Annotated in this window: 27 protein-coding genes; 16 read left to right on the forward strand and 11 right to left on the reverse strand. The window is 68.3% G+C overall.

The annotated features are described in order from the left end of the window. Window positions 1–28: 28 nt before the first annotated feature. From EES48_RS02925 to EES48_RS02945, 5 genes are read left to right on the forward strand one after another with little or no spacing between them, the layout of a single operon-like run. A complete protein-coding gene (locus EES48_RS02925) occupies window positions 29–1,561 on the forward strand; it encodes a sensor histidine kinase (protein WP_122464860.1) in 1,533 nt (510 codons plus the stop codon). Between the two features lie 23 nt (window positions 1,562–1,584). Continuing rightward, window positions 1,585–1,986: a response regulator gene (locus EES48_RS02930; protein WP_122465109.1), complete on the forward strand. Its 402-nt coding sequence runs from the start codon at window positions 1,585–1,587 to the stop codon at window positions 1,984–1,986. Window positions 1,987–1,993: 7 nt separating this feature from the next. Then, window positions 1,994–3,037, forward strand: a complete 1,044-nt coding sequence (locus tag EES48_RS02935; RefSeq protein ID WP_122464861.1) for a sensor histidine kinase — start codon at window positions 1,994–1,996, stop codon at window positions 3,035–3,037. Between the two features lie 2 nt (window positions 3,038–3,039). After that, window positions 3,040–3,522: an NUDIX domain-containing protein gene (locus EES48_RS02940; protein WP_122464862.1), complete on the forward strand. Its 483-nt coding sequence runs from the start codon at window positions 3,040–3,042 to the stop codon at window positions 3,520–3,522. Between the two features lie 57 nt (window positions 3,523–3,579). After that, the gene (locus tag EES48_RS02945) at window positions 3,580–3,762 is read left to right on the forward strand and encodes a CsbD family protein (RefSeq protein WP_122464863.1); all 183 of its coding nucleotides are present in this window, start codon (window positions 3,580–3,582) and stop codon (window positions 3,760–3,762) included. A gap of 63 nt (window positions 3,763–3,825) precedes the next feature. Here the strand turns inward: EES48_RS02945 and EES48_RS02950 are convergent, their stop codons facing one another. The 5 genes from EES48_RS02950 to EES48_RS02970 are packed head-to-tail and all read right to left on the reverse strand — an operon-like array spanning window position 3,826 to window position 6,748. After that, a complete protein-coding gene (locus EES48_RS02950; protein WP_122464864.1) occupies window positions 3,826–4,344 on the reverse strand; it encodes a hypothetical protein in 519 nt (172 codons plus the stop codon). 23 nt (window positions 4,345–4,367) lie between these two features. Beyond that, entirely contained in the window at window positions 4,368–5,564 is a 1,197-nt protein-coding gene (locus EES48_RS02955; RefSeq protein ID WP_122464865.1) for a vWA domain-containing protein, read from the reverse strand. Continuing rightward, window positions 5,564–5,917, reverse strand: coding sequence for a HepT-like ribonuclease domain-containing protein (locus EES48_RS02960; RefSeq protein ID WP_122464866.1), 354 nt, complete (start codon window positions 5,915–5,917; stop codon window positions 5,564–5,566). The genes EES48_RS02955 and EES48_RS02960 overlap by 1 nt, the downstream gene beginning before the upstream one ends. Then, complete coding sequence (locus EES48_RS02965) at window positions 5,910–6,194, reverse strand: nucleotidyltransferase family protein (RefSeq protein WP_122465110.1); 285 nt, start codon at window positions 6,192–6,194, stop codon at window positions 5,910–5,912. The genes EES48_RS02960 and EES48_RS02965 overlap by 8 nt, the downstream gene beginning before the upstream one ends. A 14-nt stretch (window positions 6,195–6,208) precedes the next feature. Further along, window positions 6,209–6,748: a GNAT family N-acetyltransferase gene (locus tag EES48_RS02970; protein WP_122464867.1), complete on the reverse strand. Its 540-nt coding sequence runs from the start codon at window positions 6,746–6,748 to the stop codon at window positions 6,209–6,211. Window positions 6,749–6,797: 49 nt separating this feature from the next. Between EES48_RS02970 and EES48_RS02975 the strand changes: the two genes are divergently transcribed. The 3 genes from EES48_RS02975 to EES48_RS02985 are packed head-to-tail and all read left to right on the forward strand — an operon-like array spanning window position 6,798 to window position 9,190. Next, window positions 6,798–7,718, forward strand: coding sequence for a histone deacetylase family protein (locus EES48_RS02975; RefSeq protein WP_122464868.1), 921 nt, complete (start codon window positions 6,798–6,800; stop codon window positions 7,716–7,718). A gap of 37 nt (window positions 7,719–7,755) precedes the next feature. Further along, the gene (locus EES48_RS02980; protein WP_122464869.1) at window positions 7,756–8,442 is read left to right on the forward strand and encodes a histidine phosphatase family protein; all 687 of its coding nucleotides are present in this window, start codon (window positions 7,756–7,758) and stop codon (window positions 8,440–8,442) included. Beyond that, window positions 8,432–9,190 (forward strand): competence/damage-inducible protein A, encoded by a 759-nt coding sequence (locus EES48_RS02985; protein WP_122464870.1) that lies wholly within the window; start codon window positions 8,432–8,434, stop codon window positions 9,188–9,190. The genes EES48_RS02980 and EES48_RS02985 overlap by 11 nt, the downstream gene beginning before the upstream one ends. Here EES48_RS02985 and EES48_RS02990 read toward each other — a convergent pair. Beyond that, window positions 9,187–10,476 carry a S41 family peptidase gene (locus tag EES48_RS02990; RefSeq protein ID WP_162997975.1) on the reverse strand — a complete coding sequence of 430 codons (1,290 nt, stop codon included), beginning with the start codon at window positions 10,474–10,476 and terminating at the stop codon, window positions 9,187–9,189. The genes EES48_RS02985 and EES48_RS02990 overlap by 4 nt on opposite strands. A gap of 117 nt (window positions 10,477–10,593) precedes the next feature. On the opposite strand from EES48_RS02990, the gene EES48_RS02995 reads away from it, so the two are divergent. After that, the gene (locus tag EES48_RS02995) at window positions 10,594–11,967 is read left to right on the forward strand and encodes a class II 3-deoxy-7-phosphoheptulonate synthase (RefSeq protein ID WP_122464872.1); all 1,374 of its coding nucleotides are present in this window, start codon (window positions 10,594–10,596) and stop codon (window positions 11,965–11,967) included. Window positions 11,968–12,127: 160 nt separating this feature from the next. Here the strand turns inward: EES48_RS02995 and tipF are convergent, their stop codons facing one another. Further along, the gene (gene tipF / locus EES48_RS03000; protein WP_122464873.1) at window positions 12,128–13,399 is read right to left on the reverse strand and encodes a flagella assembly cyclic-di-GMP phosphodiesterase TipF; all 1,272 of its coding nucleotides are present in this window, start codon (window positions 13,397–13,399) and stop codon (window positions 12,128–12,130) included. Window positions 13,400–13,522: 123 nt separating this feature from the next. Here tipF and EES48_RS03005 point away from each other — a divergent pair, with 123 nt between their 5' ends. After that, complete coding sequence (locus EES48_RS03005; protein WP_122464874.1) at window positions 13,523–14,293, forward strand: SDR family NAD(P)-dependent oxidoreductase; 771 nt, start codon at window positions 13,523–13,525, stop codon at window positions 14,291–14,293. Continuing rightward, on the forward strand, window positions 14,283–15,245 hold the full coding sequence (locus tag EES48_RS03010) for a lysophospholipid acyltransferase family protein (protein WP_240623190.1): 963 nt from the start codon (window positions 14,283–14,285) through the stop codon (window positions 15,243–15,245). Before EES48_RS03005 ends, EES48_RS03010 begins: the two co-directional genes overlap by 11 nt. Here EES48_RS03010 and EES48_RS03015 read toward each other — a convergent pair. Continuing rightward, window positions 15,191–15,697: a response regulator gene (locus tag EES48_RS03015; protein ID WP_122464875.1), complete on the reverse strand. Its 507-nt coding sequence runs from the start codon at window positions 15,695–15,697 to the stop codon at window positions 15,191–15,193. The genes EES48_RS03010 and EES48_RS03015 overlap by 55 nt on opposite strands. Before the next feature lie 240 nt (window positions 15,698–15,937). On the opposite strand from EES48_RS03015, the gene EES48_RS03020 reads away from it, so the two are divergent. Further along, window positions 15,938–16,777 carry an aldo/keto reductase gene (locus tag EES48_RS03020; RefSeq protein WP_122464876.1) on the forward strand — a complete coding sequence of 280 codons (840 nt, stop codon included), beginning with the start codon at window positions 15,938–15,940 and terminating at the stop codon, window positions 16,775–16,777. A 179-nt stretch (window positions 16,778–16,956) separates the two neighbouring features. After that, entirely contained in the window at window positions 16,957–19,878 is a 2,922-nt protein-coding gene (gene ileS, locus EES48_RS03025; RefSeq protein WP_122464877.1) for an isoleucine--tRNA ligase, read from the forward strand. 153 nt (window positions 19,879–20,031) lie between these two features. Here the strand turns inward: ileS and EES48_RS03030 are convergent, their stop codons facing one another. Both EES48_RS03030 and EES48_RS03035 read right to left on the reverse strand, forming a co-directional pair. Further along, entirely contained in the window at window positions 20,032–20,709 is a 678-nt protein-coding gene (locus EES48_RS03030) for a glutathione S-transferase family protein (RefSeq protein WP_240623191.1), read from the reverse strand. Window positions 20,710–20,715: 6 nt separating this feature from the next. Continuing rightward, a complete protein-coding gene (locus EES48_RS03035; protein ID WP_162997976.1) occupies window positions 20,716–21,723 on the reverse strand; it encodes a hypothetical protein in 1,008 nt (335 codons plus the stop codon). Window positions 21,724–21,924: 201 nt separating this feature from the next. Between EES48_RS03035 and EES48_RS03040 the strand changes: the two genes are divergently transcribed. Further along, window positions 21,925–23,127, forward strand: coding sequence for a pyridoxal phosphate-dependent aminotransferase (locus EES48_RS03040; RefSeq protein WP_122464879.1), 1,203 nt, complete (start codon window positions 21,925–21,927; stop codon window positions 23,125–23,127). A 3-nt stretch (window positions 23,128–23,130) separates the two neighbouring features. Here the strand turns inward: EES48_RS03040 and EES48_RS03045 are convergent, their stop codons facing one another. Further along, entirely contained in the window at window positions 23,131–24,066 is a 936-nt protein-coding gene (locus EES48_RS03045; protein WP_122465113.1) for a polyprenyl synthetase family protein, read from the reverse strand. A 140-nt stretch (window positions 24,067–24,206) separates the two neighbouring features. On the opposite strand from EES48_RS03045, the gene EES48_RS03050 reads away from it, so the two are divergent. Together EES48_RS03050 and EES48_RS03055 are read left to right on the forward strand one after the other, a co-directional pair. After that, on the forward strand, window positions 24,207–25,004 hold the full coding sequence (locus EES48_RS03050) for a tRNA1(Val) (adenine(37)-N6)-methyltransferase (RefSeq protein ID WP_338067365.1): 798 nt from the start codon (window positions 24,207–24,209) through the stop codon (window positions 25,002–25,004). Window positions 25,005–25,201: 197 nt separating this feature from the next. Beyond that, the gene (locus EES48_RS03055; RefSeq protein WP_122464881.1) at window positions 25,202–26,242 is read left to right on the forward strand and encodes a rod shape-determining protein; all 1,041 of its coding nucleotides are present in this window, start codon (window positions 25,202–25,204) and stop codon (window positions 26,240–26,242) included. The last annotated feature ends 34 nt before the right edge of the window (window positions 26,243–26,276 follow it).

The raw sequence follows: 26,276 nt of genomic DNA on the forward strand, positions 1-26,276 counted from the left end.
CCGCTCGGGACCGTCTAAAGGTCCGGCGATGGAATCCCGCACATCCCGCCGCTGGGCCGCCTTTCGGCAGTTCCTGAGGACGCGTTCGCCCTATCGCACGGTGCTGCTGCTGGCGACGGCGGCGACGCTGTTGTTGCTGGTCGTCAATCTGACGACCTTCTTCATGATCCAGCGGATCGCCGACGACAACGCGCAGGTCGATCACACCCAGGAGGTGCGCACCACGGCGCGCGAGGTGCTGGCCTGGTTGCTGGACGCCGAGACCAGTCAGCGAAGTTTCCTGCTGACCGGACGGGCTGACTATCTGACCAACTATGAGCGGGCCGCGGAAATCCTGCCCGAGCGGCTGAACGCGCTGGTCGGCCTGACCCTGGACAATCCCGAACAGAACGCCCGCGCCGAGACCATCCGCGACCTGGCCGAGGATCGCGTCGCTGTGCTGGAGACGGCCATGGACATGGCGCGAGCGGGTCGCAACGCCGACGCCCTGGCCGTGGTGCGGCGAGGGCAGGGCTCCGAGCTGATGGTGCAGCTTCGCGACGAGATCAGCGTGCTCGACACTCAGGAGCGCAACCTGCTGCGCCGCCGGACCGATCAGTCCGAGGACACCTCGCGCAGCACGGTCTATATCAACGCGGCGGCCGGGCTCTTGATGCTGATCCTGGCCACCATGAGCTTCATCATCCTCAGACGGTTCATCGGCGAGCTGGCCGAGGCGCGTGACGAGGTGGCGGCCGCGAACGCCTCCCTGGAACAGAAGGTCAAGGAACGGACCGGCGCGCTCAGCCGGGCCAACGAGGAGATCCAGCGCTTCGCCTATATCGTCAGCCACGACCTGCGGGCCCCACTGGTCAATGTCATGGGCTACACGTCCGAGCTGGAGCAGGCGGGCAAGACCATCGACCTGCAGATGGCCAAGGTCGAAACGGCCCAGCCGGATCTGGTGGAGCAGGACGCCCTGGTGGCGGTCCGCGAAGACGTGCCCGAGGCGATCGGCTTCATCCGCGCCTCGACCGAGAAGATGGACCGGCTGATCAACGCCATCCTCAAACTGTCGCGCGAGGGACGAAAGACCCTGACGCCCGAAACTCTGGACATGACGGGCCTGTGCCAGAAGATCGCCGACAGCGTGCAGCATCAGACGTCGGAGGCGGACGCGGAAATCCAGGTCGCCGACCTGCCGACGATCGAGAGCGATCGGCTGGCAATCGAGCAGATCTTCGGCAACCTGATCGACAACGCGGTCAAGTACCTCGACCGCGACCGGCCCGGGCTGATCACGGTCGGCGGTCGCGAGACGGCCGGAGGCTGGGTGGAGTATGAGGTCACCGACAACGGACGCGGCATCTCGGATCGCGACCACGAGCGCATCTTCGAGCTGTTCCGTCGCTCGGGCCGTCAGGACCGGCCGGGCGAGGGGCTGGGTCTGGCCTTCGTGCGCAACAGCGTTCGCCGTCTTGGCGGGACCATCGATATCGAGTCAGAGCTTGGCAAGGGCTCGACTTTCCGTCTGAAATTTCCGAAACGCCTAGTCCTCGCGTCGGGGGAGGAGTTCCAGTGACCAACAATCCAGTGAAGATCGTCATGGTCGAAGACGACCACGGCCACGCCAAGCTGATCGAGAAGAACATCCGCCGGGCGAACATCGCCAACGAGATCGCCCACTTCGACGACGGCGGGTCGGCGCTGGATTATCTGTTCAGCCCTGAGGTGCGCGCCAACGGGCCGCTGCTGATCCTGCTGGACCTCAACCTGCCGGACATGTCGGGCACCGACATCCTGGCCAAGGTGAAGGGCGATGAGCGCCTGCGCCGCGCGCCCGTGGTGGTGCTGACCACCACCGACGACAAGGTCGAGATCCAGCGCTGCTACGATCTGGGCTGCAACGTCTACATCACCAAGCCGGTCGACTATGAGAGCTTCGCGGGGGCCATCCGCCAGCTTGGCCTGTTTCTGTCGGTGATGCAGTCGCCGGACATCGACTAGGCCGCCGATGAGCGACGACGCCCGAAAGCGGCTGCTCTACATCGACGACGACGCCGGCCTTTGCCGGCTCGTCGATAAGGCGCTCGCGCGTCACGGCTTCGAGGTGACCTGCGCCAACGACGGCGACCGGGGGCTGGAACTGCTGCGGGCCGGCGAAGTCTATGATGTGATCGCGCTGGATCATTACATGCCGGTCCGAGAGGGGCTGGACGTGCTGCCCGAGATGCTGGCCATCCCCGATGCGCCGCCCGTGGTCTATGTGACGGGCGCGGAGGAAGGGCGGATCGCCATCGCCGCCCTGCGCGCCGGCGCCGCCGACTATGTGATCAAGGACATCACCGAGGACTTCTTCTCGCTGCTGCGCGCCGCCATCGACGACGCTATGGAGCGCCGGCGCCTGCAACAGGCCAACGAGCGCGCCCAGGACGAGGTGCGCCTGGCCCGTGACCGGGCCGAGGCCATGCTGAAGGAGGTCAACCACCGGGTCGGCAACTCGCTGCAGCTGGTGTCCAGCTTCATGTCGCTGCAACAGCGAGACCTGATTGACGAGGGCGCGCGCGCGGCGCTGCGCGAGGCCCAGTCGCGGATCGAGGCCGTGGCGCATGTGCACCGGCGGCTCTACACCTCCTCGGACATGGCCAGCGTGGCGATGGACGAGTATCTGGCCGGGCTGATCGACGAACTGGGCAAGTCGATGAGCGCCGAGGGCCCCGGACCGCGGCTGGTGCTGGAAGCCGAGCCTATGCGGGTCAACACCGACCAGGCGGTGTCGTTGGGCGTGGTCGTGACCGAGCTGATCACTAACGCGGTGAAATACGCCTATGGACCCGGCGAGAGCGGCGAGATCCGGGTGATCCTGAGACCTGACAGTGAGGGCCGCGCCCTCCTGATGGTCGAGGACGACGGACCGGGAATGGTTCAGACCGACCAGCCGCGCGGCACGGGTCTGGGCTCGAAGATCATGGCCGCCATGGCCTCGGGCTTGCGATCGGCGGTGGAGTTCGACCCCGAGCACAAGGGGTGCCGGGCCAGGCTGGCCTTCGACCTGTGAGCATGGCGCTGCAGTTCGGCCATAGGCAGGCGGCGCGCGATTACGATCATCGCCCGACCGCCTTCGGCGTGGTGGTCCGCGATGGCTTGCTGGCCGTGGTTCGGGTTGAGCGCGGCGAGAACAGCTATCTCGACCTGCCCGGCGGCGCCGTCGACGGCGACGAGACCGAGGCCCAGGCCCTGGTCCGCGAATTCGTCGAGGAGACCGGCCTGACCATCACGGCCGGGCGGCGCATGATCGAGGCCGGCCAGTATGTGCTGAAGTCCGACGGTCGGGCCGTGAACAACACCGGCGGCTTCTGGACCGGAACCGTCGTCGCCCATGATCCTGCGGCCAAGTGCGAGGACGACCATGATTTGCGCTGGATCGACCCGGTCGAGGCGGTGCGCACCCTGCGACACGAGGCGCATGCCTGGGCGGTCACGACCTGGCTGCGCGATCAGGCTTCCGTGACCACCGGAACAAGCATCGCGCCCGGGGGTTGAAACTCCGAAGCGTCGCCGCTCGGCGCGCTCTGGATTCATCCACAAGGAGACCTCCCCATGGCCGATCATGATCGAGTCGAAGGCGCCGCCAAGAACATCGGCGGCAAGATCAAGGAAGGCGTCGGCAATGTGACCGGCGACGAGAAGCTGAAAGCCGAAGGCAAGGCCGAACAGGTCGAGGGCAAGGTCCAGAACACCGTCGGCGGCGTCAAGGACAGCCTCAAGGACAATCGCCACTAAACAAGGCGATCAATGATTGATTAACACGCCGGCGCGGACCAATCCGCGCCGGCGTTGTCACGTCTAGTCGCCGCCGAACAGGCGCAGTTTGAGGCCTTCGCCTTCTTCCTCCGCTCCGTCGGTGCGGCATTCCTCGCGCCAGGTGACGCGGTCATTTCCATCGCTCTGGGGCACGGTGCGGCAGGTCTGGGCCAGGGTCGGACGCACGATGCCGCTTTGGCGACGGGGGCGATCGCACTCGAGGGGTCTCTGCCCCTCCAGACCAGGCGTGCAGTCCGGGGCGCGACGCTCCAGAGCCAGTCCCTCCGGAAGATCAGACCCCAGATTGGCCGCCAGCGCCTGTCGCACCCGCATCTGGCAGGCCTCCAGACTTTCGCCCTCGTCCCGGACATAGGGACTGCACTGGGCTCGCTCGTAGCCGAAGGGATCGGCCCGGGCGCTGTCGGGGATGGGTGGCGGCGGCTCGGCAGGCGGCGCGGCGACCTCCGGCGTTGGTTCGGCCCAACGGATGTCGGGCGAGGAGACGCCGGCGGTGGTCGGATCCTGCGACAGGGCCAGCACGGCGAAAACGCTCATCAACATGGGCAGGCCCTCCCGAGGCGCCGTCAGCGCACCAAGGTGCGCATGGCGTCATCCAGACCGCCCAAGGTCAAGGGGAACATCCGCCCCTCCATCAGCTCTCCGATCATGCCGGTCGAGGGCGTATGCCGCCAGAACCGCTCGGGCGTGGGGTTCAGCCAGACCGAGCGCGGCCATTGGTCACGCGCGCGCCGCATCCAGACCGCCCCGGCCTCCTCGTTGTAATGCTCGACCGAGCCGCCCGGCATGGTGATCTCATAGGGACTCATCGAGGCGTCGCCGACGAAGACGCAGCGCCAGTCGCCGTTCAGCCGGTGGATCAGGTCCCAGGTCGGGGTCTTTTCGGCATGGCGGCGGTGGTTGTCCTTCCAGACGCCCTCATAGAGGCAGTTGTGGAAGTACCAGAACTCCAGGTTCCTGAACTCGGATCGCGCCGCCGAGAACAGTTCCTGGCAGAGGGTGACGTGAGCGTCCATCGAGCCGCCGATGTCGAGCAGGAGCAGCAGCTTGATGGTGTTGCGCCGCTCGGGCCGCATCTGGATGTCGAGCCAGCCCTGGCGCGCGGTGCCGGCGATGGTGCCGTCCAGGTCCAGTTCCTCGGCCGCGCCCTCGCGGGCGAAGCGGCGCAGGCGGCGGAGCGCCACCTTGATGTTGCGGGTGCCCAGTTCGACGGAGTCGTCGAGATTGCGATACTCGCGCTTCTCCCAGACCTTGACGGCGCGGCCCTGGCGACCGGGGCCGCCGATGCGGACGCCCTCGGGATTGTAGCCGCCATGGCCGAAGGGGCTGGTTCCGCCCGTGCCGATCCATTTTGAGCCGCCTTCGTGCCGGCCGGTCTGTTCGGCCAGACGCTGGCGTAGTGTCTCCATCAGCTTGTCGAAACCGCCGAGAGCCTGGATTTCGGCCTTTTCCTCGTCGGTGAGGAATTTCTCGTTGAGCAGACGCAACCAGTCCTCGGGCAGGTCGACGGCCCCCGGGCCCGCGCCCTCGCCTCCCACGATCTCGATGCCCTTGAAGGCCTTGGCGAAGGCCTGGTCGAAGCGGTCATAGTGACGCTCGTCCTTGACCAGGATGGCGCGCGACAGGCGGTAGAAGTCCTCGACCGGCATCGACCCGTCCGGCGCCGCCACGCCCCTGTCCAGAGCCTGCATCAGATGCAGCCATTCCTTCATCGACACGGGCGCCCGCGCCTCGCGAAGGGCGGTGAAGAAGGGGAGGAGCATCAGTCGGGATCGCTCAGGCTCACCAGCAGCCGTTTCAGCTCCTCGCGAATGACTGGAGCATGCAGCGCGGCCGCGTCCCAGATGACGTCGCGGTCGGCGCGAGCATAGGCATGCGCCAAGCGATTGCGTAGCCCGATCATGGCGCGCCACGGCACGTCCGGAGCTTTGGCTCTCGCATCGTCGCTCAGCTGAACCGCCCCTTCGCCAAGAGCGATGAGACTCATCGATACCGCCCGGACAAGTGAGCCGTTCTCGGCCCACTCAGCCTTCGTGATGGCCGCAGTGTCGCTTTCGAGGTCCGCTATGGCCTCAAGCATCTCGGTGAGATGGAGGCGGTCCCTGAAGTCAGACATGAATGAGTTCGGGTAGGATGCGTTCGCGGACCAGACGGTGCATGGCGCGTTCAGTTCCCATTTCAACGCGCGCCCCCAAAACGTCGGACAGTTCGTCCTCTACACTGAAGAAATTGAAGCCCAACGGCTTCGTCATCTCGACCAGCAGATCCACGTCGCTGTCGGGACCGGCTTCGTCGCGGGCGTAACTGCCGAACAGGCGCACGTTGACGATGCCCTGCTCTTCCAGCCAAGGCTTCAGTTCACGCAGCTTTTCCAGAAGTTCGGCGCGGGTCATGGCGACAGTATAGCTCACCCCCGCCGCAGGATGAACTCGTCGTCCAGCCAGCGGCCGACGGGATACTGGTACTCGCCGGCCTTGGCGAAGCCGTGGGCGGCGTAGAGTTTCTGGGCCTTGGCGTTGCCGCTCCAGACGCCGATCCACAGGGGGCCGTCGGTGTGGTCGTCCATCCAGGCCAGGGCGATATCGAGCAGCCGCGTGCCCAGTCTCTGGCCTTGGGCCTCGCGGGCGACATACAGGCGGCGCAGCTCGGCGTGGCTGGGCCGGCCCTCCGGGTGAGGCAGGGTGTTCGGACCGGCGTTGGCGAAGGCGAGCAGGGCGCCGTCGCGCTCGGCGACCCACCAGGCCTCGGCCGGGTCGGCGATGCGGCGGGCAAGGACGGCCGGATCGAAACTGGAAGCCAGGAACGGCTCCAGATCCTCGGACGGATAGGGAATGCCAAAGCCCTCGACGAACGTGTCGAGGAAAGTGCGGCGGCCCAGCTCGGCCAGCTGTTCGGCGTCGGCCGGCCGGGCGTGGCGGATCACAGCTTGGGGAGCGGTGTCGATCATCACCGTCGCCTAGCATGACCGGCGCGGGGAATCCGCTATTCTCCACCGCATGAGCGTCGCCCTCTACACCCATCTCGACATGCTGGAGCACCGGACGGGGGAGGGGCACCCGGAACGGTCGGCCCGGCTCAAGGCGGTGCTGGCGGCGCTGGACGACTCGGGGCTGGCCCTCGACCGGCGCGAGGCGACGGAGGCCGAGGTCACCGATCTGGAGCGGGTGCACCCGGCGGACTATGTGGCGCGCATCCTGGGGGCATCGCCGGCGACAGGCGCGGTGCAGCTGGACCCGGACACGGTGCTGTCGCCGGGCAGCGTGCGGGCGGCGCGGCTGGCGGCCGGGGCGGCGGTTCAGGCGGTCAGGGACGTGATGGCGGGCGAGACGGCCCGCGCCTTCGCCGCCGTGCGCCCCCCCGGCCACCATGCCGAGCCGGCCCGGGCCATGGGGTTCTGCCTGTTCTCCTCGGTCGCCGTGGCGGCCCAGGCAGCCCGGGCGGGCGGCGCCGATCGGGTGGCGGTGATCGATTTTGACGTCCACCACGGAAACGGCACCCAGGCGGCGTTCGAAGCCGACCCCAGCCTGTTCCTCGGCTCGATCCACCAGATGCCGCTGTATCCCGGCACCGGCGCGCCCGAGGAGAGGGGCGTCGGCAATATCGTCAACGCCCCCGTTGCGCCGCATGCTGCCCGCGAGGCCTGGCGGAACACGCTGGCGGGGGTGCTGATGCCGGCGCTGGACGAGTTCGCACCGGACCTGATCCTGATCTCGGCGGGATTCGACGCGCACCGGCGCGATCCTCTGGCGCATCAGTCGCTGGAGGCGGAAGACTTCGCCTGGGCGACCCGGGCGGTGCTGGAGGTCGCGCGTCGACGGTGCGGCGGCAAGGTTGTCTCCTCCCTCGAGGGCGGCTACGACCTGCAAGGGCTCGGCGCATCAGCCGTCGCCCATGTTCAGGCGCTTGGGGAGGATTAGGCGCTCCGGTCGTTTCTCAGGCTGACCGCGCCCCTGTATGGCGACATCCGATCCCTTCCCCCCTGACATCGTCGCCGATCCTCCGGCCGCGGTGATCGAGTCCGAGCCCGCCGGCCGGCGCGGCGCCATCATCCTGGCGCGGCACGGCGAGCCGGCCCTGTCGCGCAAATGCCTGATCACCTCGGACCAGTACCGCCGCTGGTGGGCCGACTATGAGGTCGGCGGCCTGTTGCCCGGCCAGACGCCGCCACCGCATCTGATCGAGGCGGCCAAGAGGGCGGGGGTGGTGCTGTCCTCGACCCGTCCGCGCGCGGTGCAGACGGCCGCGGCCGTGGCGGCGGGTCGGGAAGTGGCGTCCGACGCCCTGTTCATCGAGGCCCCCCTGCCGCCGCCGCGTTTCCCCAGCTGGGTTCGCCTGTCGCCGCGCTGGTGGGGGGTGATCTCCCGCATCTGGTGGTGGGCCTTCGACCATCACCAGGGGGAGGAGAGCCGCAGGGAGGCCGAGGTCCGCGCCGACCGCGCCGCCGAGGCCCTGATCGGCCGGGCCAAGGCGGGCCACGACGTGCTGGTGCTGGCCCACGGCTATTTCAATCACATGGTCGGGCGCCGCCTGAAGACGCGCGGCTGGCGCTGCACAGAGGACCAGGGGTTCAAATATTGGTCGACCCGGACCTTCAGGACCTGCGGTCCCGCGGACGACGAGACGGACGCCCGTGCCCGGTGACAGCCCGACCGCCGCTGTCCTGATCATCGGCGACGAGATCCTGTCGGGCCGCACGCGCGACACCAATCTGAACACCATCGCGCGGTTTTTGGCCGCCCTGGGCATCGACGTGCTTGAGGCGCGGACGGTCGGAGATCGGGCGAACCAGATTGTCGAGGCGCTGAACGCCCTGCGCGCCGCCCACGACTATGTGTTCACCACCGGCGGCATCGGCCCAACTCACGACGACATCACCGCCGACTGCGTGGCCGAGGCGTTCGGCGTGCCCCTGCCGGAACACCCCGACGCAGTGGCGATCCTTGAGGCCCGCTATGGCGACGACTTCAACGCCGCGCGGCGGCGGTTGGCGCGCGTTCCTGAGGGCGGCAGCCTGATCGCCAATCCGGTCACCGATGCGCCGGGGTTTCAGATCGACAATGTCTTCGTCATGGCCGGGGTGCCCAAGATCATGACGGCGATGCTGGAGGACGTGGCGCCCCGCCTGCGCACCGGCGCGGTGACCCATGCGCGGACCCTGCGGGTCAGCGGGGTGGGCGAGGGGACGGTGGCCGAGGTGCTGGGCCCATTCGCCGACCGCCACCGCGACCTCAGCGTCGGCAGCTATCCGTTCGGCCACGGCTCGGACGGCGAGGTCGGCACGAATCTGGTGATCCGCGGCAAGAACGCCGACGCGGTGGCGGCCGCCCTGGCTGAGTTGTGGAAGGCCCTGGCCGAGGCGGGGATCGCGGCCAGGCCGGTTACGGATTAGCGGGCGACGGCCCCTGTCGAGATGTCGCCTTCGGCCTGACGGAAGGCTTCCTCCAGCACCGGATCGCGGCCGGCGCAGAGGTCGTCGCGGCCTGTGACGACAGGGGTGTGCGGCGGTACGGCGCGGTCGCCATAGTCGGTTCCGTCGGCACCCCACAGGCCATGGACGGGGATGGTCACGCTCCAGCCGTCGCCGAGGTCGAAACGGTCGCCGCTGAGCAGGGCGCCGGCCGTCTCCTCGCCGATCAGGCGGGCGTCGGTGTGCTCGCGCATGAACCAGGCGAAGCCCTCGGCCGCGCTGCCGGTCTCGGGACCGATCAGCACCACCACGGGTCCAGTGAAGGGCGTGTCCACCGCCTCGGTCCAGAAGGCGGCGCCGCCGTGCCGGCTGATGGCCTCGAACACGGCCCCGCCGGTATAGCCCCGGTCAATGCGCGGCGCGGCGGCGAGGTCGGCGGGCGTGGCCGGGCGCCCCAGGGCCTCCAGATAGGGGCGCGACATCAGGATGACGCCGGGCACGGGCTTATCGGCGAAATAGCTGGCTAGCCGCAGAGACGAGACATTGCCGCCCGAATTGCCGCGCAGGTCGATGATGATGGCCCCGACATCATCGAAGGCCGCCATGGCCTGATCGGCCAGCTCGGCCGCGCCGTCGTCAAACCGGTCGATGCGCATATAGCCGAGGCGGGCGTCCGCGCCCGTGCGGATCCTGGACCAGCGGAAGCCCGGCCCCTCGGGCGGCCAGAAGGCCTGTTCGCGCCGGGCCTGGAGGCTCAGGGGACGGTCTTCGCAGGTCGTGACCTCGAACTCCGCCAGCGTCCCGATGTCGCCCAGCAGGGCGGAGGGCTCGGACGTGAGAATGTGCCCGGGACGCAGGCCCTGGCGCCAGGCGTCGGACAGGGGCGCGACCTCGGCCACAACCCGGCGGCCGTCCATCGTCTCGAACCGGGCGGCGATCGAGGTGCGTCCTATCCGGCCCGAGGTGGCCGCCGGGGCGGACACGTGCAGGTGCGACGATCCGATCTCGCCCAGCAGGGCGTTGGCGAGATCGAGGAACTCCGCCTCCGACGTCACGCCGGCGGCGCGGGCGCGATAGGTCTGGCCCACGGTCTCCCAGTCCGTTCCGAGGAAATGTGGATCATAAAAGTTTGTGTCGACCGCCTGCCACAGGCGGTCATAGAGGGCGGTCCAGTCGGTCTGGGCGGCGGCGGGAGCCGCCGTCGCGAGCGCCGCCCATGCGGCCAGGCCCGACGCCGCGCGCCGTGTCCAGCGTCTGAAACTCATCATGTCATCCCTCGGTTGACCCCATGAGGCGGCGCGTGGGCCGTTCGGATGCAGCGGCGCGCGCATTTTCCGCAGACAGCCTGCGTTGTCCCTCATGCCGCCCCGGCCTATCTTGGCCGTATGACCGCCCGCTGGACGCCCGAGAGCTGGAAAACGAAACCCGTCAGCCACATGCCGACGGACTATCCGGACGCGCGCGCCCTGGCCGACGCCGAGGACGAGCTGCGCACGCTGCCGCCGCTGGTGTTCGCGGGCGAGGCGCGGCGGTTGCAGGCGCGGCTGGCCGAGGTCGAGGCCGGGCGGGCGTTCCTGCTTCAGGGCGGGGACTGCGCCGAGAGCTTCAAGGAATTCTCGACCGACAATATCCGCGACACCTTCCGCCTGCTGCTGCAGATGGCGGTGGTGCTGACCTTCGCGGGGAGGAAGCCGGTGGTGAAGGTTGGCCGCATCGCCGGTCAGTTCGCCAAGCCGCGCAGCTCGGACATCGAGACGATCGGCGACGTCGCCCTGCCCAGCTATCGTGGCGACATCATCAACGGCATGGGCTTCACGCCCGACGAGCGGACGCCCGATCCGGCGCGGCTGATCAAGGCCTATCATCAGGCGACGGCGACGCTGAACCTGCTGCGGGCCTTCGCCGACGGCGGGTTCGCGGACCTGCACAACATCCATCGCTGGACCCTGGGGTTCGCCGATGACGCCGGCTATGCGGCCCGCTATCGCGAGCTGGCCGACAAGATCGGCGAGAGCCTGGCCTTCATGGAGGCGGTGGGGGTGACGCCGGAGACGCACCCGGACCTGGGCCGTGTCGAGGTGTTCACCAGCCACGAGGCCCTGCTGCTGAACGTCGAGAGCGCCCTGACGCGCCGGGACGGGGCGACCGGCGAATGGTTCGACACCTCGGCGCACATGGTCTGGATCGGCGAGCGGACGCGGCGGATCGATGGAGCGCACGTCGAGTTCGTGCGCGGCATCAGAAATCCGATCGGGCTGAAGTGCGGACCGACCATGGAGCCGGACGACCTGCTGGCCCTGATCGACGTGCTGAACCCGGAGAACACGCCCGGCCGCCTGACCCTGATCGGGCGGTTCGGGGCGGACAAGGTGGCCGACCGCCTGCCGCGCCTGATGGCGGCGACCAAGGCGCATGGAAAGCGCGTGGTCTGGTCGATCGACCCGATGCACGGCAACACCCTCAAGGCGTCCACGGGCTACAAGACCCGGCCGTTCGACCGCATCCTGGCCGAGGTGCGCGGCTTCATCGACGTGGCCGAGTCGGAGGGCGTCCACCCCGGCGGCGTCCATCTGGAAATGACCGGCCAGAACGTCACCGAATGCCTGGGCGGCTTCCAGGCGGTGACCGAGGACGACCTGCACAGCCGCTATCACACCCACTGCGACCCGCGCCTGAACGCCGATCAGGCGCTGGAGCTTGCCTTCCTGGTGGCGGAACGGCTGAAGTCGGGCCGGGTGGCGGCGGCCGAGGCGGCCTAAGGAGCTGTCTTCTCCCGCTTGCGGGAGAAGTGGGCCTTGGAGCGTAGCGACAAGGGTCGATGAGGGCCCACCGGTGGGTGATGCGTCACAGACTTCCCCTCATCGACCTCTGTCCCTTCGGTCCAGAGGCCACTTCTCCCCGCATGCCGGGAGAAGACCTTTACCCCATCCGTCGCCGCCGCTCGATGCTCTGGAGCGTCGACCGCACAAACTCCGACGGGGCGTCGGCCTCGGCCAGGACCTGTTCCTTGATGGCGCGGGGTTCGCCGAAGAGGTGGCCCTGGCCCATGGCGATGTCGAGCTCGAGGATGTCGGGCACCTGGCGCTCGTGCTCGACCTTCTCGGCGATGATCTCCAGGCCATAGCGGCGCGACAGGGCGGCGAAGTCGTCGGCGCGGATGTCACGCAGGGAGGGCAGGGCGGCGCCCGCGTCCTGGTCCAGCAGCTGTTCGATCAGCAGGTCGGCGCCGACCTTGATGAACTTGACGTCCGAGCGCTGCAGGTCGGCGAAGTCGAGGTCCAGCATCTGAACCTTGTCGATCGAGAAGCGGAAGCCGAGGTCGGCCAGCTTGGCCATATTCCTCGCTTCACCCGCCCCACGGGCATCAAAGGCGGCCTGGCCCATCTCAAAGATCAGAGCCTGGTTGAGGTCGCGGTTCTCAGACAGGAAGGCCAGGAACTGGGGGAAGAAGGTCTCGTCGCCCAGGGACGACAGGGAGACGTTGCAGAACACCCCGACCTTGCGATCCTGGCGCGCCAGACGGCGCACGATCTGGGCGCAGCGGAACAGCAGCAGATTGTCGATGGCCGGCAGGATGCCTTCGCCCTCGGCGATCGACAGATATTCGGCCGGCATCATCACCCGGTCGGTGGAGTCCCGGAGACGGGTGAAGCTCTCGTAGAAGACGGTGCGGCGCTGGGGCAGGGTGACGACCGGCTGCAGGTAGAGGTCGACGCGGTTCTCGGCCAGGGCGTCGTGGACGGTCTTGAGCAGGGCGTTCGACTGATGGTGGCGGCGGGTCTCGAACGGGCTGGACACGGGCTCGGGCGCGGCCAGGCGCTCGGCCAGGCTGTCACTCATCTGCGTGATGAGGGATTCCAGCATCCGGACTTCGCCGGTCAGGGCCTCGGTGCGGTCGATGGCGCCGGTCTCGATGGCCTGGGCCAGGTCGCCGAGCGCGCCCTGCGTCGACTCGAGAGCGTCGGCGAGCAGGCGGTGGGCCTGGCGGATCTGCTCGACCTCCTTGCGCAGGCGGGTGCGCTCGGCGCCGCCCTGGACCAGCGCGTGCACAGCCACCAAGAGGCCCGCGCCGCCCAGCGTCGCGGCGATGGCGCCGCCCAGGCCAAGGCCGCCGCGCCAGATCAGGGCGGCGACGGTCAGAGCCAGAAAGGCGTAGGCCGCGAACAGCAAGCCTTGGGTCAGGGTCTTCATGGGATCGGTCAGCCCGCCTTTCCCCGTGGAATCGGTCAAGTATCAGGGTATCAGGTTCGCGCGACCAGCGACATTCAAGCCGCCGCCGGGCGGTTAAGGACGATTTCGAGGGGATAAGGGACGATGGAACTGTTCGATCTGACCGGCAAGGTGGCGATCATCACCGGCTCGTCGCGCGGCATCGGCCGGGCCATCGCCGAGCGTCTGGCGGAACATGGCGCGCGGGTGGTGATCTCGTCCCGCAAGGCCGGGCCCTGCGAGGAGGTAGCCGAGGCCATCAACGCCCAGCGCGGCGAGGGTCGGGCCATCGCCATCCCGGCCAACATCGGGTCGAAAGAGGACCTGCAGCGGCTGGTCGATCACACCCGCGCCGCCTTCGGGCGCATCGACATCCTGGTCTGCAACGCGGCGTCGAACCCCTACGCCGGGCCGATGTCCGGGATCGCCGACGAGCAGTTCGAAAAGATCCTGCAGAACAACATCATCTCCAACCACTGGCTGATCCAGATGGTGGCGCCCGAGATGCTGGAGCGGGGCGACGGGGCGATCACGGTGATCTCCTCCATCGGCGGGATGCGCGGCAACGCCCTGATCGGCGCCTACAACATCTCCAAGGCCGCCGACATGCAGCTGGTCAGAAATCTGGCGGTGGAGTGGGGCGCGCGAGGGGTGCGGGTGAACTGCGTGGCCCCCGGCCTGGTCCAGACCGACTTCGCCAAATACCTGTGGGAGAATCCCGAGCTGCTGAAGACCGTGACCGATCCGGCCCCGCTGAAGCGGATCGGCCAGCCGGACGAGATCGCCGGCGCGGTGGTCTATCTGTCGGCGCCGGCCAGCCGCTACATGACCGGCCAGACCCTGGTGGTCGATGGCGGGCTGACCATTGCCTGGTGAGGGGTCCTCACCGAAGCCTCAGCTGAGCCGCCGGATCAAGTGGCGGGTCGAGGACGCCCTGTTCGGCCTCTTCGCCGGGACGATGCGGTTGCTGGACGTCGAGACGGCGTCGAACTTCGGGGCCTGGGTGCTGTCACGGCTGGGGCCCCGGACGGGCACCGAAAAGACCGTGCAGCGCAACCTGCGCCTGGCCTTTCCCAAGCTGAGCGACGACGCGCGGCGTGATCTGTCAGTGCGTCACTGGGCCGAGCTGGGGCGGCTGGTGGCGGAATTCTCGCTGATGGACCGGATCACGGTCGAGAACGGTCGGATCGTGGTCGAGGGCATGGAGCGGCTGCACGCCATTCGCGACAGCGGCGGGCCGTCGGTGATGGTGTCGGGGCATTTCTCGAACTGGGAGGCGATGGCGGCGGCGATCGTGGCTTCGGGCGCGCCGACCCAGATTACCTATCGCGCCGCCAACAATCCGCTGATCGACCGGCGGATCATCGACAGCCGCGCCGCCTATGGCGTGAAGCTGTTCGCGCCCAAGGGCGGCGACGGGGCGCGCGACCTGATGGCCGGGATGAAGCGGGGGCTGTCGGTGGCCCTGCTGAACGACCAGAAATTCTCGGAGGGGCCGGAGGTGAGCTTCTTCGGCCATCCGGCCAATACGGCGACCGGGCCGTCACGCCTGGCCCAGCGGTTCGGGTGCGTGATCCAGCCGATCACGGTGGAGCGGATCGGGCCGGCGCGGCTGAAGGTGGTCATTCATCCCACGCTGACCGTGCCGGACACCGGCGACAGGGCGGCGGATGTGGTGGCGTCGACCCAGGCCATCACCGACCTGATCGAGGGACAGATCCGGGCGCGGCCGTGGGAGTGGTTCTGGACCCACAAGCGTTGGCCGCCCGCGGTCTATGCCACGTTGGCGTCCGACGTGTCCGTCGAGCGGCGGAATGGGCCCGCATAGTCCGGCTTCTGCATCCGGCGTCGATCAGGACCAAAATAGCCGTCGCATTTCACGAAGGGGCGGGGCCTCAGGATCACCGCCTGGATGCGGTCCAGCATGGCCTTGGCGGTGATCGGCTTGACCACGAATTCGGTGACGCCGGCGTCGCGCGCCTCCTGCACCCGGGTCTTTTCCGAATGGCCGGTCATCATGATGATGGGCAGATAAGGGTTGGCGCTGTCGGGGCTGTTGCGGACCAGGCGGGTGAAATCGACGCCATCCAGGGGGGCCATGTTGAAATCGACGATGGCGAGATCGAAATGCTGTTCGCGCAGCGCCTGCAAGGCCTGGGCGCCGTCGGACACCTCCCGGATTTTCGACGCGCCGGCCGAGGCGAGGATGGCCGAGGCGATGGCGCGCATGTGCTGGTTGTCGTCCACCAGCAGAATCTGCACCGATTTGAGGAAGGCCATCGAAAAAAGGGTCCGGTCGATTGAGTCGCCGCACGCTAGCGGGGTCGCGTGTCACTGAAAATGGGAATGCGAGCCCGAAAGCTCGCTGTAACCGTTCCCATCCCCGGTACTGTCGTCAGCACAACACATCAGGCGTTGAGGCGCGGTAAAGAGCCGCGCTCGGAGTGCGGCAACTGGCGGCGCGGCGAGGGGTTTCTATATGCCCAAGCTCCTCTCCTCGATCCGATCGCGAGACCCCGTATGCCCTTCAGCGACCAGCCCACCGTCAAGTCCGGCGACGTCGAGATTCCCCTACTGGGCTTCGGCACCTGGCAACTGGAGCCCGAGGACGCGCGGCGCATGGTCGCCGAGGCGCTGAGGATCGGTTACCGCCACATCGACACGGCCTGGATCTACAAGAACGAGAAGGCGGTCGGCGACGGCATCCGCGACTCGGGCGTGCCGCGCGAGGACATCTTCCTGACCACCAAGATCTGGGTGGCGCATTTCGCCGACGGCGACCTGCAGCGTCAGGCCGCGGAATCCGCCGAGAGCCTGGGCTTCACCCCCGATCTGTTGCTGCTGCACTGGCCCAAGACGACGCCGTCGATCGAGGACACCATCGCCTCGCTGAACGATGCCAAGGACAGGGGCTTCACCCGGTCGATTGGGGTGTCGAACTATCCGTCGAAGGAGTTCCGGCGCGCGGCCGAGGCCTCCAAGGCGCCCTTGGTCACCAACCAGGTCGAGTACCACCCCTATCTGTCGCTCCACACCCTGATGGCCACGGCCAACGAGCTGGGCTCGACCATCACCGCCTGGTCGCCCCTGGCCCAGGGCAAGATCGCCGATGATCCGACGATCAAGGAGATCGCCGAGGCGCACGGCAAGACCGCCGGCCAGGTCACCCTGCGCTGGCTGGTCCAGCAGGGCGTCATCGCCATTCCGCGCACCACCAAGGAAACCCGGGCGCGCGAGAACTTCGACATCTTCGACTTCGAACTGACCGGCGAGGAGATGGACCGGCTGCACGCCCTGGCCACGCCCGAGGGCCGGCTGGGCGACTGGATCGACCCTGAGTTCCAGTGGGACCGGGATTGAGCCCGCGGCCGGCCTAAACCGCTGGCCCCGGACCCGCGCCGTCTGCTATCTGCGGCCCATGTTCGTCTTCGGGACCCGTCCGATCGTGATTAGCCGCCCGGCGTAGCGCCCGAGGGGAGTGTCCCCAGCGCCCGCCGGGTTCGACGCTTCCTCCCGACGATCACACGACGAGACCCCAGATGACCGACACTCCCGCTTCCACCGGCCGCGACTATCGCGACACCGTCTTCCTGCCGGAGACGCCGTTCCCCATGCGCGGCGGTCTGCCCCAGAAGGAGCCGACGATCATTGAGGCCTGGGGCGACCTGTATGGCCGGCTGCGCGCTGAGCGGCAGAGCCAGAACGCGCCGCTGTATGTGCTGCACGACGGCCCGCCCTATGCGAACGGCGACATCCACATCGGCCATGCGCTGAACAAGACGCTGAAGGATTTCGTGGTCCGGTCGCGGTTCCTGCTGGGCTATGACGTCGACTACGTCCCCGGCTGGGACTGCCACGGCCTGCCGATCGAATGGAAGATCGAGGAGCGGTTTCGGTCCGAGGGCAAGCGCAAGGACGAGGTCTCCAAGGCCGCCTTCCGCGCCGCCTGTCGCGAATACGCCGCTGGCTGGATTGACGTGCAGCGCGACCAGTTCAAGCGGCTGGGCGTGCTGGGCGACTGGGACAACCGCTACGCCACCATGGACTTCGCCACCGAGGCGGCCATCGTGCGCGAGTTCCACAAGTTCAAGAATTCAGGCCAGCTGTATCGCGGCTCAAAGCCCGTGATGTGGTCGCCGGTTGAGCGCACCGCCCTGGCGGACGCCGAGATCGAGTACCACGACCACGTCTCGCCCACGGTGTGGGTCAAGTTCCCGGTGATCGGGGCGACCGACAGCCACCCGGACGACCTTTTGGCGTTCCGCAACGCCACCCCGGCCATCGTCATCTGGACGACGACGCCGTGGACCATCCCGGCCAACCGGGCGATCAGCTATGGCCCCGACATCGCCTATGGCCTGTACGAGGTCACGGCCATGGAAGAGGGGCTGGAGTTCGAGCCCTGGGCCAGGCCGGGCGACCGGCTGATCATGGCCGACAAGCTGGCGGAGGCGGTGTTCAAGGCGGCCAAGGTGGCGTCCTGGACGCGGGTGGACGATCTGGACCCGTCGGGCCTGGAATGCGCCCATCCGCTGGCGTCGCTGGATCCCGGCTATGGCTTCTCCGTGCCGCTGTTGGCCGGTGACCACGTCACCGACGACGCGGGCACGGGCTTTGTCCACACCGCTCCCGGCCACGGCGCCGACGACTTCGAGGTGTGGAAGGCCCACGGGCATCACGAAGTGCCCGACACCGTGGACGCGGACGGCGCCTACTATCCGCACGTGCCGCTGTTCGCCGGCCTGAAGGTCATCGAGACCGAGGGCAAGAAGGACAAGATCGGAAAGTTCGGCCCGGCCAACAAGGCGGTCACCGAAAGGCTGATCGAGGCGGGCAACCTGCTGGCGCGCGGCCGGATGGAGCACTCCTATCCGATGAGCTGGCGCTCCAAGGCGCCGGTGATCTTCCGGAACACGCCGCAGTGGTTCATCCGGCTCGACAAGCCGCTGGACGACGACGGCACCCTGCGCGAACGCGCCTTGGCCGCCATCGACGCCACCGCCTTCCACCCGGCGGCGGGCAAGAACCGCATCCGCACCATGGTCGAGGGGCGTCCAGACTGGCTGATCAGCCGCCAGCGCGCCTGGGGCACGCCCCTGGCCATGTTCGTCGACAAACACACCGGCCAGCCGCTGCACGACGACGCCGTCGACGCCCGCATACTCACGGCCATCGAACAGGGCGGCGCCGACGCCTGGTTCGATACGCCCGACGCCGACTTCCTGGGGACCCACGACCCGGCCCGCTATGAGCGTATCGAGGACATCCTGGACGTCTGGTTCGATAGCGGCTGCACCCACGCCTTCACCCTGGAGCCGCGTGATCCCGCCCACGGCTATGAGGGCGATCGGCCCAGCCATTGGCCGGCGGACCTTTATCTCGAGGGCTCGGACCAGCATCGGGGCTGGTTCCAGTCCAACTTGCTGGAAGGGTCGGGCACGCGTGGCCGGGCGCCCTACGACGCAGTCCTGACCCACGGCTTCACCCAGGACGAGAACGGCGAGAAGATGTCGAAGTCCCGGGGCAACACCACCGATCCGGCGGTGGTGATCAAGGAGAGCGGGGCCGACATCCTGCGCCTGTGGGTCGCCCTGGTCGACTATGCCGAGGACCAGCGGATCGGAAAGCAGATCCTCCAGACCACGGTCGACGCCTATCGCAAGCTGAGGAACACCGTCCGCTATCTGCTGGGCGCCCTGAACGGGTTCGAGGAGAGCGAGCGCCTGCCGCTGGACCAGATGCCGCCGCTGGAGCGGTTCATCCTGCACCGCCTGTGGCAGCTGGATGGCCAGGTGCGCCGCGCCTATGAGACCTATGACTTCCAGGACGTGGTGCGGCCGGTGCTGGAGTTCTGCTCGGGCGATCTGTCGGCGCTGTATTTCGATATCCGCAAGGACAGCCTGTACTGCGACCGCCCCGACGCGATCCGCCGGCGCGCGGCCCGCACGGTGATGGACGCGGTGTTCGAGCGGCTGACCGCCTGGCTGGCCCCGCTGACGCCCTTCACCATGGAGGAGGCGTGGACGACCCGCTTCCCGAACGCCGGCTCGAACTGCCTGCGGGTGATGCCGGAGACGCCGGGGGCATGGCGCAACGACGCGGAGGCCGAGCGGTGGGCGAAGGTCGAGGCCGTACTTGAGGTCGTCAACGAGGCCCTGGAGGCTGCCCGCCGCGACAAGATCATCGGCGGCGCCCTGGACGCCTGGCCGGTGGTCAGCGGCCCGGGCGAGGCCTTCGCTCCCTTTCAGGCCCTGGACCCCGCCGAGGTGTTCCGCACCTCGGGCGCCGAACTGCGGGTCGGCGGCGACGCCGTGAGCGTCGAGATCAAGCCGGCGGATCACGCCAAATGCGCCCGTTCCTGGCGCCGCGTTCCTGACGTGGGCTCGGACCCCGACTATCCCGACCTGTCGGCGCGGGATGCCGACGCGGTGCGGTGGCTGGACGCGCGGCGGGCGGGATAAACACCGTCTCCCCGGCGAAGGCCGGGGTCCAGATTACAGAGCGCCGGAGTGTGTTGGATATTGCCTCACCGTGCCTGATCGGCGCGTTCGGTGTCTTACAATCTGGACCCCGGCCTTCGCCGGGGAGGCGGGAAGGTGCGCCGGGTGTGGCCCCTAAACCGCCTCGATCCCCTCCTGCTCCAACACACGCTTGACCGCGTCGCGCTGCTGGACGCGGTCGAGGTGGGCGTTGAGTTTGGGGAAGCGGCCCGTGTCGAGGAAGCCGGCCTGGCGGCCCCAGCGGCTGAACACCGACAGATAGCCGTCGGCGACGGTATAGGCCTCGCCCATGGCCCACGGACCCTTGAACAGGTGGTCCTCGACCAGCCGGTACTTGACCAGGGCGTTCTCCAGCGCCTGATCCTTGGCCTCGCCCTCCAGCGGCGGCTTTGAGAACAGGGCGCGGCCGATGGCGGGGTGCAGGGACGAGCCGAGGAAGGCGTTGAAGGCCTGCATCTGGCCGAAGCGGAAGGCGGAGTCGGTGTCGGCCAGCTTCGCCTCGGGATGGGTCTGGGCGACATAGCCCATGATCACCAGATTGTCGGTCAGCACGCCCTCGTCAGTGACCAGGGCCGGGGTCACGCCCGCCGGGTTGATGGCCAGATACTCGGGCGTCTTCTGCTCGCCCTTCTTCAGGTCGATCTTCACGGCCTCATAATCCGCGCCGGCCTCCTCCAGAGCGATGTGCGAGGCCATGGCGCAGGCGCCGGGCGAGTAATAAAGCTTGAGCATCGGCGTCTCCAGAATCGCGGGGTCGTCGGAGCAAACGATCTCGGTGACCGGTCGGTTCACCGGCGATCAGCGGCTCCTCACCACCCTACCGAAGGCGCGGCGCGGATGGTTCGCCGGGACGAGATCCTGCTCGCGAGCGACGATTATGTCTTCTCTCACCGGCACGGGCTCTAATCCCGCGAGGTTCCGATAGAGGACCATCGCTACGCCGTTCGCGAGCGCCAGTGCAAGGGCGAGTGGAGCGAGGACGAACATGCCGACGACGACGAGAATTATTGGAGCGACCAAGCCGATCCCGAAGTAAGCGCCGTAGTCTGACCGCCCGAAGCCTCGCGCCACGTAGTGGCCCGCGAGTATGGAAACGAACAGGATCGGCACACCGATCACCGCTTCCGCGACCATCATAAACCCGCCAAAGGCGCTGGCCCCGGCTGCATGCCGAAGGGCGTCCGCTGTGCTGGCGTCACCGAGCAAGGACATTTCCCAACTGGTGTAGAAGGCCATGCGGGCCAGCCCGCACAACAGCATGCCGCCCAGCGCCGCCAGCAGTATGATCGGGATTGACGTCCTGACGCGCACTGGTCCGGCGAAATAGGTCGATCCGCCGGCCTGGACCGCACCGTCCGACGCCGAACTAGGCGCCCCTGCGCCGTCAAGCCTGCTCCAATCATCAGGCGCTTCTTCCCAGCCTGCTCGCTTGGCGTAGAGAAAGCCGAAGGCCGCGCCGAGCAGGGCGGGAAAGATGAACTGCATCAGGCCCACGCCACGCGTGAAGGCCGCCGCCAGATCTTGAGGGCCCTGCATCACGGCCTGCAGCATCACCAGGGCGGCTGCGCCCAGTGCCGCATAGGCCCCTCTGGAGCCGACGCCTTTCCAACGGAGCAGATGGTGGCCGCCCACGAACAGGCCAGCATAGAGAATTGTTCCGATGAGGAGCCACAAGACCAGTCGATCATAGCTCCTGAGCACGTCCGGCAAATCGAGCAAGCCGTTGCGCAGCGAAAAGAACAGGAAGGCGGCGGCGAAGGCGGCCTGAATCCCGAAGCCTTTTGAGTCGGAACGGATGAGCGGCACGGCCGTCTCCACAATGTTGAGTGGCGTAGCCTTTCATCCTTCCCTTAAGCGGCGATTGATCGGTTTGGTTAAGGCATCGCCGCCGCTGACGAGGCCGCCAATTTGCCGTTCGGCTTGGCGACCTTGGCTTCGGATGCGCCCTTCTCACGCCCTTCGCAGGTGCGTAAGAACGGCGGGCTCCCGATTGAAGAGGCGTTTCGCATGACCCTGCAGTCCTCCGCCCTGGCCCGCGTCAAGCCGTCCGCCACCCTCGCGGTGACCGCGCGGGCGCGCGAGCTGAAGCGCGAGGGGCGCGACGTGATCGGTCTGGGCGCCGGCGAGCCGGACTTCGACACGCCGGACAACGTCAAGGAGGCGGCCATCGACGCCATCCGGCGCGGCGAGACCAAATACACCGACGTCGATGGCCTGCCGGAACTGAAGGCGGCCATCTCGGCCAAGTTCGAGCGCGAGAACGGGTTGAGCTACGCGCCCAGCCAGATCCACGTGGCGCCGGGCGGCAAGGCGGTGATCTATAACGCCCTGGTCGCCACCCTGTCGCCGGGCGACGAGGTGATCGTGCCGGCGCCGTACTGGGTATCCTATCCCGACATGGTGCTGCTGGCCGGCGGAGAGCCGGTGGTGGTGGTCGGGCACGAGGCGGACGGCTTCAAGCTGAAGCCCGAGGCGCTGGAGGCGGCGATCACCGACCGGACCAGCTGGCTGATCCTCAATTCGCCGTCCAATCCGACCGGCGCGGCCTATACCCGCGCCGAGCTGGAGGCGCTGGCCGAGGTTCTGCGGCGCCATCCCCAGGTCTGGGTGCTGACCGACGACATCTACGAGCACCTGACCTATGGCGACTTTCAGTTCGTCACCCTGGCCCAGGCGGCGCCCGACCTGATCGACCGGACGCTGACGATGAACGGGGTGTCGAAGGCCTACGCCATGACCGGCTGGCGCATCGGCTTTGCCGGCGGGCCCAAGCCGCTGATCGACCTGATGCGCAAGGTGGCGGGGCAGACCACGTCGAACCCGTCGTCGATCAGCCAGTGGGCCGCGGTCGAGGCGCTGAACGGGCCGCAGGACTTCATCGCCGAACGCGCCGGCCACTTCGAGCGGCGCCGCGACCTGGTGGTGTCGATGCTGAACCAGGCCGAGGGCGTGCGCTGCGCGACGCCGGAGGGCGCCTTCTACGTCTATCCCTCGATTGAGGGACTGATCGGCAAGACGACTCCGGGCGGGACGACGATCGCGGATGATGAGACTTTCACCAAGGAGCTGCTGGACGCCGAGGGCGTGGCGGTGGTGCAGGGCTCGGCGTTCGGGTTGAGCCCCTATTTTCGCGTCAGCTATGCGACCGGTGAGGACGCGCTGACCGAGGCCTGCCAACGCATCCAGCGGTTCTGCGCCAGCTTGCGCTGACGTTTACGCCGCCCGGCTGACGGCAAAATCCGCGAGGGACGCCAGGGCCTGGGTCCAGTCGCTGTCGGGCAGGGTCGCCAGGCTGGCCTTGGCGGTATCGGCGTAGGCACCGGCGGCCTCGAGCGTTGCCACCAGGGCGCCGGAGCCGATGACGAGCTCGCGGGCGCGGGCGAAATCGTCGTCGGCGCGCTGTCCCTGTTCGATGGCGCGGGTCCAGAAGGCGTCCTCGCGGCCGCGCGTGCGCTGGATGGCCAGCAGCAGCGGCAGCGTCACCTTGCCCTCGGCGAAATCGTCGCCGGCGTTCTTGCCCAGCGCCCCTGTCTCTCCTGAATAGTCCAGCGCGTCATCGGCAAGCTGGAAGGCCAGGCCCAGGTTCAGCCCGTAGTCGCGCAGCGCCTCGACCTGGGGCTCCGTCGCGCCGGCGCCGATGGCTCCGGACTCGGCGGCGGCGGCGAACAGTTCGGCGGTCTTGGCGCGGATGATCTGGAGGTAGGTGTCCTGATCCAGGTTGAGATCGTGGGCGCGGGTCAGCTGCAGCACCTCGCCCTCGGAAATCACGCCCGAGGCGCGGGCCAGCACGGCCAAGGCCCGCATCTGGCCGGTCTCGACCATCAGCTCAAAGGCGCGGGCGAACAGGAAGTCGCCGACCAGCACGCTGGACGGCGCGCCCCAGATCAGATGCGCGGCGACCTTGCCGCGCCTCAGTTTGGAGCCGTCGACCACATCGTCATGCAGCAGGGTGGCGGTGTGGATGAACTCGACCGCCGCGGCCAGGCGCAGCGGCGCCTCGATCGATCCGCCAACCGCGCGGGCGGCGGCCAGGGTCAGCAGCGGGCGCAGCCGCTTGCCGCCCGCCTGGACCAGATGCTCGGCCAGCAGCGGAATGACCGGCACGTCCGACTGCATGCGCTCGACGATAAGGGCGTCCACGCGCGCCATGTCCCCGGCGGCGAGACCGATCAGGGCCTCGACGTCTCCCGGCGAGCGGGCGTCCGGAGCAGGGCGAGGGGCGAGCGGCAAGCGTCGGTCCGTGCAAAGGAAGATTGCGCGCTCCTTGCCCCACGGCGCGACGGCGCACAATGGTGACGACGACACAGACGGGGATTGAAGCGCGGGAGATGGGCGTGGGCGGCGACGGCGACTGGCGCGAGGACGCCCTGCTGGGCGGCCGGGTGCGGCTGCGTCAGGCCGCGCGGGGCTATCGCGCCGGCATGGACGCGGCTCTGCTGGCGGCGGCGGTGGAGGCCGCGCCGGGGCAGCGGATCCTGGACGTCGGCTGCGGGCCGGGGGCGGTGCTCTGCCAGGTGGCGGCGCGGCGGCCGGGCGTGATGCTGACCGGGCTGGAGCGGGATCCGGCGGCCGTGGCGCTTGCGCGGATGAACCTGGAACTGAACCGGCTGGGCGAACGGGCCGAGGTGGTCGCGGGCGCTATCGCCGACCGGCCCGCGCCGACACCGGGCGCCGCCTTCGACTGGGCCGTGGCCAATCCACCTTTCTTCGACGACCCAGGCGCGATGCGGACGCCGGACGCCAGCCGCGCCGGAGCCTGGATGGCCGAGGACGGGCTGGACGCGTGGCTGGCCTATCTGCGCCGGTCGGTGAGGGAAGGCGGCCATGCGGTCATCATCCACCGCGCCGAGCGGCTGGCCGATATCCTGGCCGGGTGGGGGGCCGCGATGGGCGATATGCGAATCCGACCGGTCCACGCCCGACCCAATCGAGCGGCGACTCGCGTGTTGGTGCGGGCCACCAAGGCGTCGAAGGGGCCCGTCACCCTGCTGCCGCCGCTGATTCTGCAGACCGCCGACGGCGCGCATTCGGCCGAGGCGGAGCGGCTTTATCGTGGGGAATCAGCGCTTGGCTGGACCCCAGTCTGAATAAGCGCGGCAAAGCCCGGATTCAGGCGGTGTGCGCACTTGCCATGAGGGGCGGGGACGGGCAAACCGGCGACAGTCGGTCGCAGTGATCACGATCAGGTCGCCGGACATCTCGGATGAGGGGTCCCGCATCGTGGGGGCGTTGCTGGGGTCGGCTGATCGCTTCGCATCTGGCCTCCCGCACGGTACCGACCCCCATGAGCTTTTCCCTGTTTGGCGCTATCTCCAATGACATCGCCATCGACCTGGGCACCGCCAACTGCCTGATCTATCAAAAGGGCAAGGGCATTGTGCTCAATGAGCCCTCGGTCGTGGCGCTCCGAAACGTCGGCGGCCGCAAGATCGTCCACGCCGTGGGCATCGAGGCCAAGCAGATGCTGGGCCGCACGCCCGGCCACATCGAGGCCATCCGCCCGATGCGCGACGGGGTCATCGCCGACTTCGAAGTCGCCGAGGAGATGATCAAGTACTTCATCCGCAAGGTTCACAACCGCAAGGGCTTCGTGAACCCCAAGGTGATCGTGTGCGTGCCCTCGGGCGCCACGGCGGTCGAGCGTCGCGCCATCAACGACAGCTGCCTGAACGCCGGCGCGCGCCGCGTCGGCCTGATCGATGAGCCCATGGCCGCGGCCATCGGCGCCGGCCTGCCGATTCATGAGCCGCAGGGCTCGATGGTCGTCGACATCGGCGGCGGCACCACCGAGGTGGCCGTGCTGTCGCTGTCGGGCATCGTCTATTCGCGCAGCGTGCGGGTCGGCGGCGACAAGATGGACGACTCCATCATCAGCTACATGCGCCGCAACCATAACCTTCTGATCGGCGAAACCACCGCCGAGCGGATCAAGAAGGACATCGGCACCGCCCGCATGCCGCCGGATGGCGAGGGCCTGTTTATCGAGGTCAAGGGCCGCGACCTGATGCAGGGCGTGCCGCGCGAGGTGCGCATCTCCGAGCGCCAGGCCGCCGAGGCCCTGTCCGAGCCTGTGGTCCAGATCGTCGAGGCGGTGAAGGTGGCGCTGGAAGCGACCCCGCCCGAACTGGCCGCCGACATCGCCGACAAGGGCATCATGCTGACCGGCGGCGGCGCCCTGTTGCGCGGTCTGGACACCGAAATCCGCGATCACACCGGCCTGCCGGTTTCCGTGGCCGACGATCCGCTGTCATGCGTGGCCGTGGGCTGCGGCCGGGTGCTGGAGCATCCGCGCTGGATGAAGGGCGTGCTCGACGCCACGCTCTGAGCCCCCGCGCCGGATCACGCGGTCGTTTGCGGCC

This window comes from Brevundimonas lutea, assembly GCF_003704105.1.
In the GTDB taxonomy this organism is placed as follows: Bacteria; Pseudomonadota; Alphaproteobacteria; order Caulobacterales; family Caulobacteraceae; genus Brevundimonas; species Brevundimonas lutea.

Bases quoted from the DNA above. Each gene is read 5' to 3' on its own strand.
- EES48_RS03040 (WP_122464879.1), top strand. From the start codon at position 21,925: ATGACCCTGCAGTCCTCCGCCCTGGCCCGCGTCAAGCCGTCCGCCACC.
- EES48_RS02965 (WP_122465110.1), bottom strand. From the start codon at position 6,194: ATGACCCGCGCCGAACTTCTGGAAAAGCTGCGTGAACTGAAGCCTTGG.
- EES48_RS02970 (WP_122464867.1), bottom strand. From the start codon at position 6,748: ATGATCGACACCGCTCCCCAAGCTGTGATCCGCCACGCCCGGCCGGCC.
- EES48_RS02975 (WP_122464868.1), top strand. From the start codon at position 6,798: ATGAGCGTCGCCCTCTACACCCATCTCGACATGCTGGAGCACCGGACG.
- EES48_RS03015 (WP_122464875.1), bottom strand. From the start codon at position 15,697: ATGGCCTTCCTCAAATCGGTGCAGATTCTGCTGGTGGACGACAACCAG.
- EES48_RS02955 (WP_122464865.1), bottom strand. From the start codon at position 5,564: ATGCTCCTCCCCTTCTTCACCGCCCTTCGCGAGGCGCGGGCGCCCGTG.
- EES48_RS03045 (WP_122465113.1), bottom strand. From the start codon at position 24,066: ATGGCGCGCGTGGACGCCCTTATCGTCGAGCGCATGCAGTCGGACGTG.
- EES48_RS02995 (WP_122464872.1), top strand. From the start codon at position 10,594: ATGACCGCCCGCTGGACGCCCGAGAGCTGGAAAACGAAACCCGTCAGC.
- tipF (WP_122464873.1), bottom strand. From the start codon at position 13,399: ATGAAGACCCTGACCCAAGGCTTGCTGTTCGCGGCCTACGCCTTTCTG.
- EES48_RS03020 (WP_122464876.1), top strand. From the start codon at position 15,938: ATGCCCTTCAGCGACCAGCCCACCGTCAAGTCCGGCGACGTCGAGATT.
- EES48_RS02935 (WP_122464861.1), top strand. From the start codon at position 1,994: ATGAGCGACGACGCCCGAAAGCGGCTGCTCTACATCGACGACGACGCC.
- EES48_RS03055 (WP_122464881.1), top strand. From the start codon at position 25,202: ATGAGCTTTTCCCTGTTTGGCGCTATCTCCAATGACATCGCCATCGAC.
- EES48_RS02940 (WP_122464862.1), top strand. From the start codon at position 3,040: ATGGCGCTGCAGTTCGGCCATAGGCAGGCGGCGCGCGATTACGATCAT.
- EES48_RS02925 (WP_122464860.1), top strand. From the start codon at position 29: ATGGAATCCCGCACATCCCGCCGCTGGGCCGCCTTTCGGCAGTTCCTG.
- EES48_RS02990 (WP_162997975.1), bottom strand. From the start codon at position 10,476: ATGATGAGTTTCAGACGCTGGACACGGCGCGCGGCGTCGGGCCTGGCC.
- ileS (WP_122464877.1), top strand. From the start codon at position 16,957: ATGACCGACACTCCCGCTTCCACCGGCCGCGACTATCGCGACACCGTC.
- EES48_RS03005 (WP_122464874.1), top strand. From the start codon at position 13,523: ATGGAACTGTTCGATCTGACCGGCAAGGTGGCGATCATCACCGGCTCG.
- EES48_RS03050 (WP_338067365.1), top strand. From the start codon at position 24,207: ATGGTGACGACGACACAGACGGGGATTGAAGCGCGGGAGATGGGCGTG.
- EES48_RS02950 (WP_122464864.1), bottom strand. From the start codon at position 4,344: ATGTTGATGAGCGTTTTCGCCGTGCTGGCCCTGTCGCAGGATCCGACC.
- EES48_RS02945 (WP_122464863.1), top strand. From the start codon at position 3,580: ATGGCCGATCATGATCGAGTCGAAGGCGCCGCCAAGAACATCGGCGGC.
- EES48_RS02930 (WP_122465109.1), top strand. From the start codon at position 1,585: ATGGTCGAAGACGACCACGGCCACGCCAAGCTGATCGAGAAGAACATC.
- EES48_RS02980 (WP_122464869.1), top strand. From the start codon at position 7,756: ATGGCGACATCCGATCCCTTCCCCCCTGACATCGTCGCCGATCCTCCG.
- EES48_RS02960 (WP_122464866.1), bottom strand. From the start codon at position 5,917: ATGTCTGACTTCAGGGACCGCCTCCATCTCACCGAGATGCTTGAGGCC.